The organism is Acrocarpospora sp. B8E8, from assembly GCF_039871605.1.
Classification (GTDB): Bacteria; Actinomycetota; Actinomycetes; order Streptosporangiales; family Streptosporangiaceae; genus Acrocarpospora; species Acrocarpospora macrocephala.
This window is the reverse complement of the sequence record NZ_JBDPLV010000028.1, coordinates 39,322-56,619: the sequence shown is the minus strand read 5'-3', so window position 1 is coordinate 56,619 and position 17,298 is coordinate 39,322. Positions and strand designations below refer to the sequence as shown.

Here is a 17,298-nt window from a genome sequence, read left to right as displayed (position 1 = left end):
GGAAATGCGAGCGAGCGTAGGCGAACACATGCTTTGATGAGACCAACGTCGCCCAGAGTTGCGGGGAGACGCAAAACGCCCGTGGAGCCGGTGTAAGACCTACGAAAGGTAGGCGGTCGGTGCTGAAGCGGGAACCCCGGAAACGGGGAACGCCGGGCCGTAAGGCTACGGCTGCCTGTTCTGTGCTCGCATTTGATCACATTTCAGGTAACGGTAGGGTGCTCTGGTGCTTCCCGATCACCTCTTCCAGCCGCTCGACCTGGACCGGGCCCTCGACCGGGCGTACGACCGGGGGGAGGAGCGGGCCGCCTGGGACCTGCTGGCCGACGCGCTGCTGGACCCGAGGGCGCGCGGCGACGCGGGGCTGCGCGCCTATGTCGAGGTGCTCGTGGACGAGTACACGCTGGACGGCTGGGAGCGGGACACCTTGGCGGTGCTGGGCGAGCTCGCCGACGCCGAGCCCGGGCTGCGCGGGGCGCTGCGGCTGCCGATGGCGGAACTGCACGCGCAGCTCGGCGAGGAGGAGACGGCGCTGCGGCTGCTGCGGGCCCGGCAGCGGGAGCTGGCCGGGTTGCCGGAGGCGGAACGGGACGAGGAGTTCTATCCGGCGGCGGCCATGGTCGCCGGGGCCGCCGATCCGAGGTTCGCCCGGGCGCTTCTGGACGAGGGGCTGGCGCTGGCGATGGGCCTGCGCCGCCCGGAGGCGACCGTGCGCTACCTGAGCCTGCTGCGCAACCGCTTCGGGGGCGCGCAGGATCCGGCCGTCGCGGCCTATCTGGCCGGGTCGGCCGAACCGGAGCCGGAACGGCCACGGCCGGTCCAGCCGGAGATGGCGCGCAAGCCCACGGTGCGAATGCCGTATCCGCCCGGGGCGGACCGCAAGGCGCTGGAGAAGGGCTTCCGGGAGGCCGACCTGGAGGCGAGGGTGGCGGTAGTCAAGATCGCCGCGGGTGGTTCCGTGGCGGATGCCGATCCGGCGGGCGACATCGCCTGGCCGCCCGGGCGTAACGATCCCTGCTGGTGCGGGAGCGGGCGCAAATACAAGAAATGTTGCGGGTCGCCGGTCTAGCCGCGGGAGATCGGGGCGGTGACCGCCTGGGTGAGCCGGACCAGGTTGCCGGGGGCGGTCTCGATCTGCAGGCCGCGCCGCCCGGCCGAGAAGTAGATCGTGTCGAAGCCGAGCGCCGACTCGTCCACCACGGTGGGCAGCCGCTTGCGCTGGCCGAGCGGGCTGATGCCGCCGACCACGTAGCCGGTCACCCGCTCCACCTTGGCGGCCTCGGCCATGGCCGCCTTCTTGCCCTTCAGCGCCGCCGCGAACGCCTTCAGGTCGAGCTTGCCCGCCACCGGCACCACCGCGACCGCGAGCCCGCCCTCGGTCTCCGCCACCAGCGTCTTGAAGATGCGCTCGGCGGGCACTCCGAGCGCGTTCGCGGCCTCCTCGCCGTACGCCTCCGCGCTGGGATCGTGATCGTACGGGTGCAGGGTGAACTCCGCCTTCGCCTGGGTGAGGGCCACCGTCGCCGGGGTGCCCTGCCCGCCCTTGGTCTTCGCCACGGCCCTCAGCCTAGTGTGGTGGATCCGGCGCCCAGGCAGACGAACCCGGCCGCCGCCACCCCGCCCGCCCGCTCCTGCGCCAGGGCCAGCGCGCTGGCGGCGGGGTGGCCGTCGGCGAGCAGGCCGTGCAGGTCGACCATCAGCGGGGTGGTCTGCGCGTCCGGCACCGGGACCAGGGAGGCGATGATGCATTGGGTGCCCAGGGCGAGGAAGGTGGCGCTCAGGCCGAGCAGCTCGTCCCCGGCCCTGACCACCGAGCGCCCGCTCTCGCAGGCGGCCAGGATGACCATCCGGGGCGGCTCGGCCAGGCGTTCCAGGTCGTAGACGGTGAGCGGGCCGTCGGCCAGGCTCAGCGCGGAGAACAGCGGGTTGGTCAGGTTGACCCGGCCGTGCGCCGCCAGGTGCGCCAGACCGGCGCCGTCCAGCGCGGCCAGCGCCGCCTCCGCGGTGGCGTCCTCGCCGGTCAGCGCCTTGGCCCCGTGCAGGGCCGCGACCGTGCCCGCCTCCTCCCGCGCCCCCGGCAGGCCGGGCCCGGCGACCGCGGACACGTGCCCGCCGCCGTCGCGCCCGCTCGCGGTGTGCCACATGCTCGCTGACGGGGCGACGCTGACCGCGCGCCCGGCGCAGGACGGCAGCACCGACCAGGGCAGGAACTGCAGCGGCCCGGTGGGGATCAGCACCAGCGGCCGGTCCCCGAGCTCGGCCGCCAGCGGGGCGAGCAGCAGCGCGTCCAGCCGGTCGGCGGCGTGCCTGACCATGACGGCGGCGGCGGAGGAGTCGGCGCGGGCCAGCCGCCGCAGCGCGAACGGCAGCCGCTCCACCAGGTCCCTGATCGGCGCCAGCGGCCCCAGCGGGTGCAGCTTGGCCCGGCCTGCGGTCACGGTGACGGCGTGCAGCTGGTCGTCGAGCTGGACGTACTCCACCAGGGCCTGGTCGCCCAGGGACTCGGCCAGCCGCGCCACCGGCGGCGGACCGGCCGCCGGACCGGCCGCGCCGTGCTGCCTGCGGCTGTAGTCGCGGATCTCCCGCTCCAGCGCGGCCTGGCGCTGCACGACCTTCGGGTTCCGGCTGGCCTCCAGGTTGCCCGCCGTGGCCCGCAGCTCGGCCAGCGCCCCGGCCAGCCATGGATCGCCGGGCGGCCTGGCCCGTTTCATCAGCAGATGGCTGGCCCGGCCCTGCTCCGCCCAGGCGAGCACCCGGGCCGCCGCGCCGTGCTCGAAGGCCATCCGCAGCCCGAGCCCGGCCAGCTCGATCCGGAATCCGAACGAGTAGGCGCGCAGGTCGGTCGCCCCCAGCGAGGCGCGGTGCTCGTCCAGGATGCGCAGCGCGGTCCTGATCGCCACGGCCGCCCCAGGCCGGTTGCCCCGCGCCAGCCGCAGCAGCGCCTCCGCCTGCCAGGCCCTGACCCGCAGCAGGGCGGGGCCACGGCGGCGGGCCCGGGCGGCCTGGACCAGCAGGTCCTGCCCGCGTGCGCGCTGCCCCCGGCCCAGCGCCAGGGCCGCGCCCATCAGCCGGGTCTCCACGCCCGCCGCGGTCCAGCCGGCCGCGTCCAGGTCACCGGCCAGGGTTTCCACGCGCCGTACGGGGATGCCCTGCTGACCGGCGGCCAGCCGGGAGCGAAGCACCACGAAGGAGGCCAGCACCCGCCACTCCGGGCGCTGCTGCGCGGCGAACTCGCGGACGGCGCGGCGGGCCGCGCGGAGCGCGTCCTCGTGGTCGCCCGCCATGGTGGCCGCGCGGGCCAGCAGCAGCCGCACCTCCGGCAGCAGGATCGCCCGCCGCAGGCGTTCCAGCTCGGCCACCGCCTCCTCGGCCGCCGCCCGCGCCTCCGCGATCAGCCCGACCGACAGCAGCAGCTCGGCCCGGTCGGTCAGCAGCCAGCCCAGCTGGTGGGTGCGCAGCTCCCGGAACCGGGCCTCGGCCTGGTCGAAGTAGCGCAGCGCGGTCGGCACGTCGCCGCGCGCCCCCATCACCCAGCCCAGGTTCCCGCGCGCGATGGCCAGCGACAGGTCCAGGCCGAGCTCCCGGCAGAGCGCCTCGGCCTCGCGGAAGTCGGTCTCGGCGGCGGCGAACTCCTGCCGGTAGCCGTGCACGATGCCCCGGTTGGACAGCACCCGCTGGAGCCACAGGTGGTCCTGGGCCCGGCGCAGCACCGGGATGGCCGCCCGGTAGCCGGCCAGCGCGTCCGCCCGCCGCCCGAGGTGGTTGAAGACCGCGGCCTTCTGCGCCTCGGCGCGGGCCCGCAGCACACCGTGCAGGCCGGGCAGCAGCTCCTCGATCTCCCGCAGCGCCTGCCGCGGCCGCCCGCCGACGCTGGTCACGAAGGCCAGCCGGAGCCGGGCCTCGGCCGCCAGCTCGGGCGATCCCGCCCGCTCGGCCAGCCGGATCGCGGCGTTCAGGTGGCGGCTGGCGGTGCCCAGGTGGTTCAGGTGCACCGAGGCGATGCCCAGGGCGCGCCTCGCGGTCGACTCGGCCAGTGGGTCACGCGCCGCGCGCGCCTGCCGGGCCAGGGTGGTGGCGAAGGCCACCGCCCGCTCGGGATCGGCTTCGGCCAGCGCCAGAGGGTCGTCGACCGTGGTCGTCGTCATCACCCGGATTTCTCAGGCGGGATCCTGCGAGAGATGTATCAAATCCGGGTGGCACGCCTCCGTCAATAGAGCAACCGATCAATAGTGTCAGGAGCGAATCATGGCGCAGACGCCAGAGATATCGGAGAACGTCCATCGCGGCGCCCTCGGGGCGTGGTGGCAGGACCAGATCGTCGTCGACCTCCGCCACGCGGAACTCGTCCGCGAACGCCTGGTCAAGGTGGCCGGTCTCGCCTGGCGGGAGCTGCGGGCCAGCCAGGCGCTCGGCCTGGCCCTGGTCGAGCTGCCGGGCCTGGCCGACGCCGCCGCGTCCTTCCGCGCCGACCTCGCGCTGGTCAAGGCGGCCCAGGCCAGCCGCCAGCTCGCGTACGGCCCCGACGCCTCGGTGCCCGATCTGGACCTGGTGATGTTCGCGCTGCGGAAGAGCTTCTCCGACGAGTTCGAGGGCTGGGTCCCCACCTGGGGCAAACATAGACTGATCGACGGCGTCGCCGGGTCGCCGTACACGGGCGGCGGGGAGGACCGGCCGACCCCGTGCCCGCCCGTGGCGATCCCGCCGGCCACCGGGCCGGGGCTCCGGGTCGGCGTGCTGGACACCCGCCTGGTCGCGCATCCGGCGCTGGCCGGGCGCTGCGACGTCCCGGCGGACGCGATCTTCGAAGGGGAGCCGCCCTACCCGTCGCTCGCCGGGCACAGCGTGTTCATCTGCGGCGCCATCCTCCAGGAGGCGCCGGACGCGCGCCTGGTCGTCCGCGCCGTGCTCGACGACCACGGCGTCACGATCTCGTCCTGGGACGTCGCCGAGGCCATGATGGACTTCCACGGCAAGGCCGACATCCTCGCCATGTCCTTCGGCTGCGTCACCGCCGACCACTCCCCGCCGCTGGTGCTCAGCCGGGCCATCGAGCGGCTCAGCGGCAGCATGGTCCTGGTGGCCGCCGCAGGGAACCACGGCATGCGCCAGCCGGCCTCGCCGGGCGAGCCCAGGTTCTCCGTGGTCACCGCCAGGACGCCGGTGTGGCCCGCCGCGTTCGACGAGGTGATCGCGGTCGGCGCCACCCACGACGACACGATCACCGTGAAGGCGCCCTTCAGCCCCGACCTGCCCTGGGTGGACGCCGCGGTGGACGGCGTGGACGTGGTCAGCACCTACTTCACCGGCCTGGTCGAGATCGTCAGGCCGGAGCTGGGCGGCACCCGCACGCCGATGGGGACGGAGACCTTCGACACCGGATTCGCCCGGTGGAGCGGCACGTCGTTCGCGGCCGCCCGGTTCTCGGGCATGGTCGCCCGGCGGGCCGGGGAGCCGGGGCTCGACCTCAGGACCGCCTGCGCCCAGGTCGTCGCCGAGCACCGTCCGCCCACGAAGTGATTCGCCGTGACGGTGGTCAGGGCTGGCCGGGGCCTGCCCTGACCGCCGCTCGGGGTCGCCGGGAGGGGCGTCTCCATGTCAACGATCCATTTATCGCTGTTAGCCGACCCGCTGCTCGGGCAGGATGGCTGCCATGCGTGAACACCCGTCCGACGATGAGCTGATGGCCGAACTGGCCGCGCTCTTCCAGGCCGTCGACGGCGTGCCCGCCGAGGTGCTGGAGATGGGCCGGGCCGTGTTCACCTGGCAGCACGTGGACGCCGAGCTGGCCGAGCTGACCTACGACTCCTGGCGCGGCGATCCCGCGCCGGGAGTGCTGGTCCGGGCCGAGGTGGCCGCGCTGCGCGACATCGCGTTCGAGACCAGATCCGGCGTGCAGATCGAGATCGGGGTGACCGGCGACGCGCTGCAGGGCCAGCTGATCCCACCCCGGCCCGGGGAGGTGCGGGTGGTGCTGGTGTCCGGCCGGGACAGCAGCGTGCCGGTGGACGAGGTCGGCGGGTTCACCATCCGCCCGATCCCGCCCGGCCGGTTCCGGCTGCACTTCCGCACCCCGGACGGGGTCAACGTGGTGACGGCGCCGATCTCGCTGTGATCCAACGGGAAACCTGCTCATCAGCCTGCCACCCCACTGTCTTGCCTGGTCAGGGCCGTAGTGGCAGTCCATTTAGCAACTTTCCCATTGGAATCAGATCCAGCTGCTGAACAGCATGCGGCGGAACCACTCCTCGTGCGGGATGTTCTCGGCGGTGAGGATCGGCTGCAACCACCAGAAGTTGGCCAGCGCGAACAGGGTGAACACCCCCACGATCGCGGCCCCCACGGCGCGCCGGTTCGGCGGCGCGTCGGCGGGCCCGATCAGCAGCCCCGCGGCCAGCACGATGGCCAGGATCAGGAACGGCAGCATCGGCAGCGCGTAGAACAGGTACATGGTGCGGCTGTCGGCGATCGCGAAGTAGAACCACGGCAGCCAGCCGACCGCGTAGGCCAGCAGCACCGCGCCGCCGCGCCAGTCCCGGGTGGCGGTGTACCAGGCGATCATCGCGATCAGGGCGAGCAGGCCGCCGTACCAGATGACCGGGGTGCCGACGCTGAGCACGGCCTGGTTGCAGGAGGCCACCTCGCAGCCGGGGGCCTGCTCGTTGAAGAACAGCACCGGGCGCTGCAGCAGCGGCCAGGACCAGGGCCAGGACTGGTAGGAGTGGGAGGTCGCCAGGCCGGTGTGGAAGCTCAGCGCGGCCTGCTGGTAGCCGAACCAGGACCGGAAGGAGTCGATCAGGAAGAACACCGGGCCGTGCGCGGTGGCCTGATCCCAGTTGCGGCCGTAGCCGCCCGCGGTGGCGAACCAGCCCGCGTACGACAGCACGTAGAGGACACCGGGCAGCACGAACGTCCAGGCCGCCGTCAGCGGCAGATCCCGCCGGTACGCCCCTGCCAGCGGCCGGCGCAGCCCGATCGCCCGCCGCGCCCCCATGTCCCAGATGAACACCATGACGGTGAACGCCACGATGTAGAAGATCGCGGTCCACTTGGTGGCCAGGGCCGCCCCCAGGCAGAGCCCGGCCGCCAGCCGCCACGGCCGATACCCCAGCCGGGGCCCGAGTTCCTCGAGATCGGCTGATTCGTACCAGGCGACCAGCCGTTCCCTGGTGCGATCCCGGTCCACCACCAGGCAGGCGAACGCGGCCACCAGCCAGAACGTCAGGAAGATGTCCAGCAGCGCCGCCCTGGACAGGGTCAGGTGCAGCCCGTCGATGGCCAGCAGGAGCCCGGCCAGGGAGCCGAGCAGGGTGTTGCGGGTCATCCGGCGGGCGGTCCTGGCCAGGATGAGGATCGACAGGGTGCCGAGCAGGGCGGCCATGATCCGCCAGCCGAACGGGTTCACCCCGAACATCAGCTCACCGAGGCCGATCACCCACTTGCCCAGCGGCGGATGCACCACGTAGCTCGCGCACTCCGAGACCGTCGGGCAACTCGCGAACACCTCGCCGCCGTTGAGCAGCGGGATGTTCGGCTCCTCCACCGACTTGCGCTCCACGCCGAATTTGATCAGTGAATACGCTTCTTTGGCGTAGTACGTCTCGTCGAACATCACCGCGTGCGGCGTGCCCAGGTCACGTAACCGCAGGTAGGCACCGAAGACCGTCACGAGCAGCGGTCCCGCCCACCCCCACAGGACGCTGTCCTGGAATGGCGGTAAAAGGCGGTCGCGTGCCGACGGTGATTCTGCCATTAGGCAATGATATTGAGGTTGCTGAGGTGAATTGACCCTCTTATGGGGTATCGGAGGCGCGGCGACACGTCCGAATCGTGGACAGAATCGGATCAGGGCCGGTCCCTCCGTAGACTGGGCGGGTGATTTCCCGTATCGACCTGCGCGGCCCGCTGCCTCGGGACCTGCGCGACGTGCTGCCCCGCGCCGACCTCGACGTGGAAGCCGCCCTGGAGAAGGTGCGGCCGATCTGCGAAGACGTGCGCCATCGCGGCGCGGCAGCCGTACGGGAGCTGACCGCGCGATTCGACGGAGTGGATCTGCCTGCCGCGCGAGTGCCCGCCGAGGCCCTCGCCGCCGCCCTGGCCGGGCTCGACCCCCAGGTCAGGGCCGCCCTGGAGGAGGCCATCCGGCGCACCCGCCTGGTCCACCGCGACCAGCGCCGCGCCGACGTCACCACCACCGTCGTCCCCGGCGGCACCGTCACGGAACGCTGGGTCCCGGTCGAGCGCGTCGGTCTGTACGCGCCGGGGGGCCTGGCCGTCTACCCGTCCAGCGTGATCATGAACGTGGTCCCCGCCCAGGAGGCCGGCGTGCCCTCGATGGCCGTGGCCTCGCCGCCGCAGGCCGACGGGCTGCCGCACCCGGCCATCCTGGCGGCCTGCGCCCTGCTCGGCGTGGCCGAGGTCTACGCCGTGGGCGGCGCCCAGGCGATCGCCATGTTCGCCTACGGCACCGAGGACTGCCCGCCCGTCGCCATGGTCACCGGGCCTGGCAACATCTGGGTGGCCGCCGCGAAACGGCTGCTCAAGGGCCGGATCGGGATCGACGCTGAGGCCGGGCCCACCGAGATCGCGGTGCTCGCCGACGCCACCGCCGACCCGGTGCACGTGGCCGCCGACCTGATCAGCCAGGCCGAGCACGACCCGCTGGCCGCCGCCGTCCTGGTCACCGACTCCGAGGACCTGGCCGAGGCGGTCGAGAAGGAACTCGCCGCCCAGGTGGCCGCCACCCGGCACACGGAGCGGATCTCGGCCGCCCTGAACGGGCGCCAGTCCGGCATCGTGCTGGTGTCCTCGATCGACGACGGCCTGCGGGTCGTGGACGCGTACGCGGCCGAGCACCTGGAGATCCAGACCGCCGACGCCGCCGCCGTGGCCGCCCGGGTGCGCAACGCCGGCGCCGTCTTCGTGGGGGCGTTCGCGCCCGTCTCGCTGGGCGACTACCTGGCCGGGTCCAACCACGTGCTGCCCACCGGCGGCTGCGCGTGCCACTCCTCCGGCCTGTCCGTCCAGACCTTCCTGCGCGGCGTGCACGTGATCGACTACACCCGCCCGGCGCTGGCCGAGGCCGCCCCGCTCGTGTGCGCGCTCGCCGACGCCGAGGACCTGCCCGGTCACGGCGCCGCCATCCGTGCCCGCTTCGACTGGGAGATTCCGGCCTCGTGACCACTCTTGACGACCTGCCCATCAGGGACGACCTGCGGGGCAAGCAGCCGTATGGGGCGCCGCAGCTCAACGTGGCGGTGCAGCTCAACACCAACGAGAATCCGTACCCGCCGTCGGCGGCGCTGGTGGCGGATCTGGCCGAGGCGATCCGGCGGGGCGCGGCCTCGCTCAACCGCTACCCGGACCGGGACGCCGTGGAACTGCGCAAGGACCTGGCCGACTATCTCGGCCACGGGCTCACCGGCGGGCAGCTGTGGGCGGCCAACGGCTCCAACGAGATCCTCCAGCAGGTGCTGCAGGCGTTCGGCGGGCCCGGGCGGTCGGCGATCGGGTTCGAGCCGTCGTACTCGATGCATCCGATCATCGCCTCCGGCACCAGCACCCGGTGGATCGAGGGCGGGCGCGAGGAGGACTTCTCGCTCGATCCCGGCCGGGCCGTCGCGCTCATCGAGCGGCACCGGCCCGACGTGGTGTTCCTGACCTCGCCGAACAACCCGACCGGGACGGCGCTGCCGCTCGCGGTGATCCAGCGGGTGCTGGAAGCCGCGCCGGGCATGGTGGTGGTGGACGAGGCGTACGCGGAGTTCGCCAGGGCGGGCACCCCGTCGGCGCTGACCCTGCTGCCCGGGCGGCCCCGGCTGATCGTGACCAGGACCATGTCCAAGGCGTTCGCGCTGGCCGGGGCCCGGGTCGGGTATCTGGCCGCCGACCCCGCCGTGATCGACGCGCTGCTGCTGGTGCGGCTGCCGTACCACCTGTCCACGCTGACCCAGGCCGCCGCCCGGGTGGCCCTCGCGCACCGCGACGAGCTGCTCGGCACGGTGGACGCGCTGCGCGCCGAGCGGGACGCGACCGTGACCTGGCTACGGCAACGTAACCTGACAGTTGCTGACAGCGACTCAAATTTCGTGCTATTCGGTAAGTTTCCGGATCGGCATGCGGTGTGGGCGGGGATTCTCGACCGCGGGGTCCTCATCCGGGAGACCGGTCCCGACGGGTGGCTGCGCGTTTCCATCGGCACACGAGATGAGATGGCGGCCTTCCGTGCCGCGTTGGAGGGGATTCTCTGATGAGGGTCGGTCGGATCGAACGCGCCACCAAGGAGACCTCGGTCCTGGTCGAGGTCAACCTCGACGGGACGGGGGAAGTCGACGTGTCCACCGGGGTCGGGTTCTACGACCACATGCTCGCCCAGCTGGGCAAGCACGGCCTGTTCGACCTCACCGTGAAGACCGAGGGCGACCTGCACATCGACTCCCACCACACGATCGAGGACACCGCGATCGCGCTGGGCGCCGCGTTCCGCGAGGCCCTGGGCGACAAGTCGGGCATCAGGCGGTTCGGTAACGCGTCCTGCCCGCTGGACGAGGCGCTGGCCGAGGTCACCGTGGACCTGTCCGGGCGGCCGTATCTGGTGCACAGCGAGCCGGACGGCATGGCGCCGATGATCGGGCCCGACTACGACACCACGCTCACCCGGCACATCCTGGAGTCGTTCGTGGCGCAGGCGGCGATCTGCCTGCACGTGCGCGTGCCGTACGGCCGCAACGCCCACCACATCGTGGAGGCGCAGTTCAAGGCCCTGGCCCGGGCCCTGCGCGCGGCCTCGGAGCCGGACCCCCGCGCCGTCGGCGTACCGAGCACCAAGGGCGTGCTGTGACATCGGCCGCGCCTCCGGCACGGCGGCTCGGCCGCTCTCAGCTCGTGTCTTCCCTCCTCTCTCCGGTCGCTTCGCTCCCTGCGTTCGTCAGTCCAGACACGAGCGCGGCCGAGCAATTCCCACATACGATTAAGTGGAGCTGGTGGCAGTGGCGAAACGCGTGGTGATTCTCGACTATGGGTCGGGCAACCTGCGCTCGGCCGAGCGGGCGCTGGCCAGGACCGGCGCGGAGGTCACCGTGACCGCCGACTACGAGGCGGCCCTGGAGTGCGACGGCCTGGTCGTGCCCGGGGTCGGCGCGTTCGCGGCCTGCATGGCGGGGCTGAAGGGCGTGCGCGGCGAGCGGATCGTGGGCCGCCGCCTGTCGGCCGGGCGGCCGGTGCTGGGCATCTGCGTGGGCATGCAGATCCTGTTCGAGAAGGGCGTCGAGCACGGCGTGCACACCGAGGGCTGCGGCGAGTGGCCCGGCACGGTGGAGCGCCTGGACGCGCCGGTGCTGCCGCACATGGGCTGGAACACCGTCACCGCGCCGCCGGAGTCGGTGCTGTTCCGCGGCCTGGACGCGGGGACCAGGTTCTACTTCGTGCACTCCTACGGAGTCCGGACGTGGGAACTCCAGGCCGGGCCCGGGTTCACCCAGCCGCTGGTCACGTGGGCGGAGCACGGCGTGCCGTTCGTGGCCGCCGTGGAGAACGGGCCGCTGATGGCCACCCAGTTCCACCCGGAGAAATCCGGCGACGCGGGCGCCTTACTGCTCGCCAACTGGCTTAACACCCTGCCATGAGCAAGGAACGAGCCAAGCGCAGGGCCGTCCGCGAGGCGGAACGGGAGCGGCTGGCCGCCATCAGGGCTCGCCGCGAGGCCCGCGCGACCCGCCGCAGGGAACTGCGCGGCCGGATCACGGCCGCGCTGCCCAAGCCGATGCGGGTGGCCAGGCAAGGCGGCTACCTGGCGCGGCGGCGGCGCGCCCAGAACGCCGTCATGGCGACGCTGTGGTTCCTGATCCAGGTTCTGGCCTGGATCCTGCTGGACACCTGGATGGCCAGGCTCGCCGTCTTCGGGGTGTCGCTCCTGCTGATCCCGGTGCTCGTCACCGTCTTCTTCGACCGGAGGTCGTGAAATGTCTATAACCGGGTCGCTTGTGTTGCTCCCCGCCGTGGACGTGGCGGATGGCCAGGCGGTTCGCCTGGTGCAGGGTGAGGCGGGGTCCGAGACCTCCTACGGCGACCCGCTCGCCGCCGCGCTCGCCTGGCAGGACGCCGGAGCCGAGTGGATCCACCTGGTGGATCTGGACGCCGCCTTCGGCCGGGGCGCCAACCGGGAGCTGCTCGCCGAGGTGGTCGGCAAGCTGGACGTGCAGGTGGAGCTGTCCGGCGGCATCCGCGACGACGCCTCGCTGGCGGCGGCGCTGGCCACCGGCTGCCGCCGGGTCAACATCGGCACCGCCGCGCTGGAGAACCCCGACTGGTGCGCCAAGATCATCGCCACCCATGGGGACAAGATCGCGGTCGGCCTGGACGTGCGCGGCACCACGCTCGCCGCCCGCGGCTGGACCGAGGAGGGCGGCGACCTGTGGGAGGTGCTGGACCGGCTGGAGGCCGACGGCTGCCCCCGCTACGTGGTCACCGACGTCACCAAGGACGGCACGCTCCGCGGCCCCAACCTGGACCTGCTCCGCGACGTCTGCGCCAGGACCGATCGGCCGGTGATCGCCAGCGGCGGCGTCTCCTCGCTGGACGACCTGCGGGCCCTGGCCACCCTGGTCCCCGACGGCGTCGAGGGCGCCATCGTCGGCAAGGCCCTGTACGCCGGGCAGTTCACGCTGGAATCGGCGCTCGCGGCGGTGCGCGCATGATCCCCGCCACGCGTATCGCCTCCGGCGGCCCCTGGGAGGACCGCTACGGCTACTCCCGCGCCGTGATCGCCGGCCCGCACGTCCTGGTCTCGGGCTGCACCGCCGTGGTGGACGGCGAGGTCCAGCACGTCGGCGACGCCTACAACCAGACCCTCACCGCCTTCGGGATCGCCCTGGACGCCCTGGACCGGGCCGGGGTGAGCCGCGACGACGTGGTCCGCACTCGCCTGTACGTGGTGAACGTGGGCGACTTCGACGCGGCCGGTCACGCGCATGGCCACCTCTTCGGCGAGGTCCGCCCGGCCTGCACCAGCGTCCAGGTGGCCGGCCTGGTCGACCCGCGGATGCTGGTCGAGGTCGAGGTCGAGGCGTACCGGCCATGACGGTCGCCGTGCGGGTGATCCCCTGCCTGGACGTGGACGCGGGCCGGGTGGTCAAGGGCGTCAACTTCGAGAACCTCCGGGACGCGGGCGACCCGGTGGAGCTGGCCCGCCGCTACGACGCGGAAGGCGCCGATGAACTGACATTTCTGGACATCACCGCGTCGAGCTCGGATCGCTCGACCATGTACGACGTGGTCCGCAGGACCGCCGAGCAGGTCTTCATCCCGCTCACCGTCGGCGGCGGAGTGCGGGCGGTCGAGGACGTGGACCGGCTGCTCCGGGCCGGCGCCGACAAGGTGGGCATCAACACCGCCGCGATCGCCCGCCCCGAGCTGCTGCGCGAGGCGTCCTGGCGGTTCGGCGCCCAGTGCATCGTGCTGTCGGTGGACGCCCGCCGGGTGGTGGACGGCCCGCCGACGCCGAGCGGGTTCGAGGTGACCACGCACGGCGGCCGGCGCGGCACCGGCCTCGACGCGGTCGAGTGGGCGGCGCGCGGCCAGGAGCTGGGCGTGGGCGAGATCCTGCTCAACTCGATGGACGGCGACGGCACCAAGGACGGCTACGACATCGAGATGATCGAGGCGGTCCGGGCCGTGGTGACGGTCCCGGTGATCGCCTCGGGCGGCGCGGGCAAGCCGGCCGACTTCCCGCCCGCCGTCGCGGCGGGCGCGGACGCGGTGCTGGCGGCCAGCGTCTTCCACTTCGGCGAGCTCAAGATCGGCGACGTGAAGGAGGCGCTGCGCGCCGCCGGTCACCCGGTCAGGTGAGGCTCAGCGGCGGCTGATGACGGCGTCGCCGCAGGCCGCCTCGGTCTGGGCGATCAGCTGCTGCAGGGTCTCCGGCAGGGCGGCCAGCGACTCGCGCAGGTAGCGCGGGTTGGCGTCCCAGAGCACGAGCTGCCCGCCGCCGGTGGCGACGATCAGGCCGAACAGCACGCCGTCCTGCATCCGCAGGGGCTGGCGGCGCTCGATCGCCAGGTTGAGGCGGCCCACCGGCCAGGCGGCCGTGTTGGCCGCCACCGGCGCCTGCACCTGCTTGGCCAGCAGGCGCCGCCCCGGCGGGTGCAGCAGCCCCGCCTCGGTCATCCGGGCGGCGATGTCGGCGTGGGCCGTACGGGCCAGGAAGAGCAGCCAGGTGCCGACCGGGTGGGTGGGCTCGGCCTGGATGTGGTCGAGCGCGAACTGGGTCGGCGCGTCGCCGGTCTCGGCCGGGTCGACCACGGCGAGCTGGATCTGCCCCGGCACCAGGCGCACGGTGACGCGCCCGGCCAGCATGAGCTCGCCGAGGATGGCGGCGGCCAGTCCGAGACCGGTCAGCCGGGGATGGATGCGCCCGCGCCCCGTGACGTCGTCGTGCATGACGAAATACAGATCGTCAGCCAGACGCGATGCTGGAAGATCACCTTCAGCCACGTTCGGTGATGTTATCGGCGAATTGTTAATTCTGTCAGTACGGCGCTGGAGTTCGGTCACGGGAATTTCGCCGACGTGCCCGCGCGAACCCGTGGAATAAATGTGTTTTCAGTGGCTTTTGGGTGATAAGTCCAATTTTGTATGTGTGGTGGTCAAGTAACGCTCTGTAGTGGATACTGGGATGAGCGGGCTGACAAGGTGTCGGCCTGATCCTCGACTCAGGGGTCGGGCCTGAGCACGCGTGACAGGCGTGCGCAAGCCCACCCCTCGACCAGATTCGTCCTGTCCGGGCCGAGCCCCGGACCGAGTCGCAAAAAAAGACCCGTGAGGCGAACTCACGGGCCGGGTCAGATCACCCTAGAACCTGCGTGAAGAAGGTCGCCAACTGCGTGGCACCTGTGTTGATCGTGTCGAACACGCCCGTCACGGCCGCGGCCGCGGCGGACGGCTGCGTGTAGAGGTAGAAGACCACGAACGCGATACCCGCATACGTGAGCACCTTCTTGACCTGCATCAGGGGGCCTCCTGCGGTCAGTTTCCCGCTGCTATGTACCCGGCAACCCGAATGATCATAACTAGCCGGGAAGAGAGGAGGACCTTCCGCCCGCCATTAAGCGGCTGACTGCTCGCTGACTCGCCCCTGACTGGCGGCTACGACCCGGTGAACAGGGAGTTGAAGAACTGCGCCAGAGAGTTCGCTCCGGTGCCGATGCCGTCCATCACGCCGCGCACGGCGTTCGCCGCCCCTTCGGGCTGGGTGAACAAATAGAAGACCACGAACGCGATGGCCGCGTAGGTCACCAGCTGCTTGACTTTCATGGAGGGGCTCCAACCGTGATGCGCGCTGCCCTCATGCTGCCCCATTTCGGCCGGAACCGTAGGGGATTTGCGGAGATCATCCCAGGCCCGCAACTCGCCCGCGCCCCGGAAAATTCCCGTCATCGGGGGAAACGCCTGCCCCAGGTTCGCGCGGATGAACCATTCATCCAACGTGGCTCGCGCATGATCGTATGCTGGCCTCGCGCACCGCATGTGGACGCTGCACCCTGGCGTATTCCGAGGCCGGGTTCCGGTCCGGCTACCTGAACGTCCACCAGTTCATCCTGGAAAGGGCAGAAACATGTCGGAGACGCTCACCTCCGGATTCGCCGGGCGGCTGATGCCTCTCGTCGAGGAGCTGTTCGGGGGCTTCTCGCCGGTGGCGCTGCGCACCTGGGACGGCGGCTTCGCCGGGCCCGCCGGAGCGCCCGTGGTGGTCCTGAGATCGCCGCTGGCGCTCCGGCAGCTGCTCTGGAACCCGGGAGAGCTCGGCCTGGCCCGGGCGTACGTCACGGGGGATCTCGACGTGGAGGGCGACCTCGCGGAGAGTTTCCGGCGGGTCTGGGCGAGCCGTGGCGCCAAGCCGGGCAAGACCGCCCTGGCGCGGGCGCTGCGGGCCATACCGGAGGTGCTCGGGCCGCGCCCGCCGGTCCCCGCCAGCGAGGCGCGGCCGCGGGCTAAGCGGCACGTCCGGGATCACGCGCACGACTACGACCTGCCCAACGAGTTCTACGAGCTGGTCCTGGACCCGTCCATGGCGTACTCGTGCGCCCGCTGGGCGCCCGGCGACTCGCTGGCGGACGCGCAGCGGCGCAAGCTCGACCTGGTCTGCCGCAAGCTGAACCTGCGGCGCGGCGACCGCCTGCTCGACGTGGGCTGCGGCTGGGGCTCCATGATCTTGTACGCGGCCCGCGAGTACGGCGCCCGCGCCACCGGCGTCACCGTCTCCCGCGAGCAGCGCGCCTTCATCCGGACCAAGAGCGCCGGGGTCGAGGTGCGGCTGCAGGACTACCGCGACATCACCGGGGAGCCGTACGACGCGATCTCGTCGATCGAGATGGGCGAGCATGTCGGCGAGGAGAACTACGCGGCGTACGCGGCCACCCTGTTCCGGATGGTCAAGCCGGGCGGCCGGGTCGTCGTCCAGCAGCGCTCGCGCGGCGGCGGCGGGCCGGGCGGCGGGCCGTTCATCGAGCGCTACATCGCTCCCGACCTGCACCTGCGCCCGCTCGGCGAGACCATCGCCATCTTCGAGGAGGCCGGGTTCGAGGCCGTGCACGTGGAGAGCCTGCGCGAGGACTACGCCCGCACCGCGCACGCCTGGCACGAGACCTTCGAGCACCGCTACGACCGGGCGGTCGCGCTGGTCGGCCCGGAGCTGGCCCGGGTCTGGCGGCTCTACCTGGTCGGCGGCGGCCTCGCCTTCGAGCGGGGCCGGATGGGCGTGCACCAGATCACGCTGGCCCGCTGACAACCACTCCCGCGCCGCGCACGTCTGGTGAAAAGCTCGGAAAAAACGCGGAGGGGATCCCGATGGAGCAGCAACAGGGCGGCTTGAGCATGTTGCAGGCCGTGGTGGCGATCGTGCTGATCGTGGTGTTCGCGGCCGTGCTGGTGGTGCTCGGGTTCCTGCGCGACGACGAGCACTGGGATCGCCTGGTCTACCTGCTCGGCGGGCTCGAGGCGATCGTGTTCGCCGGGGTGGGCGCGCTGTTCGGCAGTTCGATCCAGCGGGCCGGTACGGCCGCCGCTCGCCAGGACGCGGCCGAGGCCAAGGAAGAGGCCAAATCCGAGCGGGAACGCGCTCAGGGCCTGCGGGAGGCCGCGACGAACGGCGCGAACCTGGCGGCGGCCGTGCAGATCGCCGCGGCGGGTGAGCCGGACGCGCGCCGGGGCGCCCGCCCGGAGGCGGCGGCGCAGCCGTCCGACGGCCGGTTGGGGGACCTTGCGGCATACGCGCAGAGGCTGTTTCCTGGCGTCTAGGGGCATCTG

The 17,298-nt window shown here is 72.2% G+C and carries 19 protein-coding genes; 13 read left to right on the top strand and 6 right to left on the bottom strand.

The window, feature by feature from the left end; all coding sequences use genetic code 11:
* Window positions 1-226 precede the first annotated feature (226 nt).
* Entirely contained in the window at window positions 227-1,069 is an 843-nt protein-coding gene (locus ABGB08_RS25880; protein ID WP_347594581.1) for an SEC-C domain-containing protein, read from the top strand.
* Here ABGB08_RS25880 and ybaK read toward each other — a convergent pair.
* Window positions 1,066-1,557, bottom strand: coding sequence for a Cys-tRNA(Pro) deacylase (ybaK, locus tag ABGB08_RS25875; protein ID WP_347594579.1), 492 nt, complete (start codon window positions 1,555-1,557; stop codon window positions 1,066-1,068). The two genes, ABGB08_RS25880 and ybaK, sit on opposite strands and share 4 nt — an antisense overlap.
* 5 nt (window positions 1,558-1,562) lie before the next feature.
* Complete coding sequence (locus ABGB08_RS25870) at window positions 1,563-4,145, bottom strand: CHAT domain-containing tetratricopeptide repeat protein (protein WP_347594577.1); 2,583 nt, start codon at window positions 4,143-4,145, stop codon at window positions 1,563-1,565.
* 100 nt (window positions 4,146-4,245) lie between these two features.
* On the opposite strand from ABGB08_RS25870, the gene ABGB08_RS25865 reads away from it, so the two are divergent.
* Together ABGB08_RS25865 and ABGB08_RS25860 are read left to right on the top strand one after the other, a co-directional pair.
* Window positions 4,246-5,517, top strand: a complete 1,272-nt coding sequence (locus ABGB08_RS25865) for a S8/S53 family peptidase (protein ID WP_347594575.1) — start codon at window positions 4,246-4,248, stop codon at window positions 5,515-5,517.
* 133 nt (window positions 5,518-5,650) lie between these two features.
* Window positions 5,651-6,112 carry a hypothetical protein gene (locus ABGB08_RS25860; protein WP_347594573.1) on the top strand — a complete coding sequence of 154 codons (462 nt, stop codon included), beginning with the start codon at window positions 5,651-5,653 and terminating at the stop codon, window positions 6,110-6,112.
* Between the two features lie 93 nt (window positions 6,113-6,205).
* Here ABGB08_RS25860 and ABGB08_RS25855 read toward each other — a convergent pair whose 3' ends face one another.
* Window positions 6,206-7,750, bottom strand: coding sequence for a phospholipid carrier-dependent glycosyltransferase (locus ABGB08_RS25855; protein ID WP_347594572.1), 1,545 nt, complete (start codon window positions 7,748-7,750; stop codon window positions 6,206-6,208).
* Between the two features lie 122 nt (window positions 7,751-7,872).
* On the opposite strand from ABGB08_RS25855, the gene hisD reads away from it, so the two are divergent.
* The 8 genes from hisD (at window position 7,873) to hisF (ending at window position 13,842) form a co-directional block, all read left to right on the top strand.
* Window positions 7,873-9,177 carry a histidinol dehydrogenase gene (gene hisD / locus ABGB08_RS25850; protein ID WP_347594571.1) on the top strand — a complete coding sequence of 435 codons (1,305 nt, stop codon included), beginning with the start codon at window positions 7,873-7,875 and terminating at the stop codon, window positions 9,175-9,177.
* The gene (locus ABGB08_RS25845; RefSeq protein ID WP_347594569.1) at window positions 9,174-10,247 is read left to right on the top strand and encodes a histidinol-phosphate transaminase; all 1,074 of its coding nucleotides are present in this window, start codon (window positions 9,174-9,176) and stop codon (window positions 10,245-10,247) included. Before hisD ends, ABGB08_RS25845 begins: the two co-directional genes overlap by 4 nt.
* Window positions 10,244-10,837, top strand: a complete 594-nt coding sequence (hisB, locus tag ABGB08_RS25840) for an imidazoleglycerol-phosphate dehydratase HisB (RefSeq protein WP_155356222.1) — start codon at window positions 10,244-10,246, stop codon at window positions 10,835-10,837. Before ABGB08_RS25845 ends, hisB begins: the two co-directional genes overlap by 4 nt.
* Window positions 10,838-10,985: 148 nt before the next feature.
* A complete protein-coding gene (gene hisH, locus ABGB08_RS25835) occupies window positions 10,986-11,621 on the top strand; it encodes an imidazole glycerol phosphate synthase subunit HisH (RefSeq protein ID WP_347594567.1) in 636 nt (211 codons plus the stop codon).
* The gene (locus ABGB08_RS25830; RefSeq protein ID WP_347594565.1) at window positions 11,618-11,956 is read left to right on the top strand and encodes a hypothetical protein; all 339 of its coding nucleotides are present in this window, start codon (window positions 11,618-11,620) and stop codon (window positions 11,954-11,956) included. The genes hisH and ABGB08_RS25830 overlap by 4 nt, the downstream gene beginning before the upstream one ends.
* A gap of 7 nt (window positions 11,957-11,963) precedes the next feature.
* Window positions 11,964-12,692: a bifunctional 1-(5-phosphoribosyl)-5-((5-phosphoribosylamino)methylideneamino)imidazole-4-carboxamide isomerase/phosphoribosylanthranilate isomerase PriA gene (gene priA / locus ABGB08_RS25825; protein WP_347594707.1), complete on the top strand. Its 729-nt coding sequence runs from the start codon at window positions 11,964-11,966 to the stop codon at window positions 12,690-12,692.
* A complete protein-coding gene (locus ABGB08_RS25820; RefSeq protein WP_347594563.1) occupies window positions 12,689-13,075 on the top strand; it encodes a RidA family protein in 387 nt (128 codons plus the stop codon). Before priA ends, ABGB08_RS25820 begins: the two co-directional genes overlap by 4 nt.
* Window positions 13,072-13,842, top strand: coding sequence for an imidazole glycerol phosphate synthase subunit HisF (gene hisF, locus ABGB08_RS25815; RefSeq protein WP_347594561.1), 771 nt, complete (start codon window positions 13,072-13,074; stop codon window positions 13,840-13,842). The genes ABGB08_RS25820 and hisF overlap by 4 nt, the downstream gene beginning before the upstream one ends.
* A 3-nt stretch (window positions 13,843-13,845) precedes the next feature.
* Here the strand turns inward: hisF and ABGB08_RS25810 are convergent, their stop codons facing one another.
* The 3 genes from ABGB08_RS25810 to ABGB08_RS25800 all read right to left on the bottom strand — a co-directional run bounded on the left by ABGB08_RS25810 (window position 13,846) and on the right by ABGB08_RS25800 (window position 15,306).
* Window positions 13,846-14,487: a GPP34 family phosphoprotein gene (locus ABGB08_RS25810; protein WP_281356318.1), complete on the bottom strand. Its 642-nt coding sequence runs from the start codon at window positions 14,485-14,487 to the stop codon at window positions 13,846-13,848.
* 352 nt (window positions 14,488-14,839) lie between these two features.
* Window positions 14,840-15,001, bottom strand: a complete 162-nt coding sequence (locus ABGB08_RS25805) for a hypothetical protein (protein WP_170321267.1) — start codon at window positions 14,999-15,001, stop codon at window positions 14,840-14,842.
* A 137-nt stretch (window positions 15,002-15,138) separates the two neighbouring features.
* The gene (locus ABGB08_RS25800; RefSeq protein WP_170322588.1) at window positions 15,139-15,306 is read right to left on the bottom strand and encodes a hypothetical protein; all 168 of its coding nucleotides are present in this window, start codon (window positions 15,304-15,306) and stop codon (window positions 15,139-15,141) included.
* 301 nt (window positions 15,307-15,607) lie between these two features.
* Here ABGB08_RS25800 and ABGB08_RS25795 point away from each other — a divergent pair, with 301 nt between their 5' ends.
* The gene (locus ABGB08_RS25795) at window positions 15,608-16,777 is read left to right on the top strand and encodes a cyclopropane-fatty-acyl-phospholipid synthase family protein (RefSeq protein WP_347594558.1); all 1,170 of its coding nucleotides are present in this window, start codon (window positions 15,608-15,610) and stop codon (window positions 16,775-16,777) included.
* 62 nt (window positions 16,778-16,839) lie between these two features.
* Entirely contained in the window at window positions 16,840-17,289 is a 450-nt protein-coding gene (locus tag ABGB08_RS25790; protein ID WP_347594556.1) for a hypothetical protein, read from the top strand.
* The last annotated feature ends 9 nt before the right edge of the window (window positions 17,290-17,298 follow it).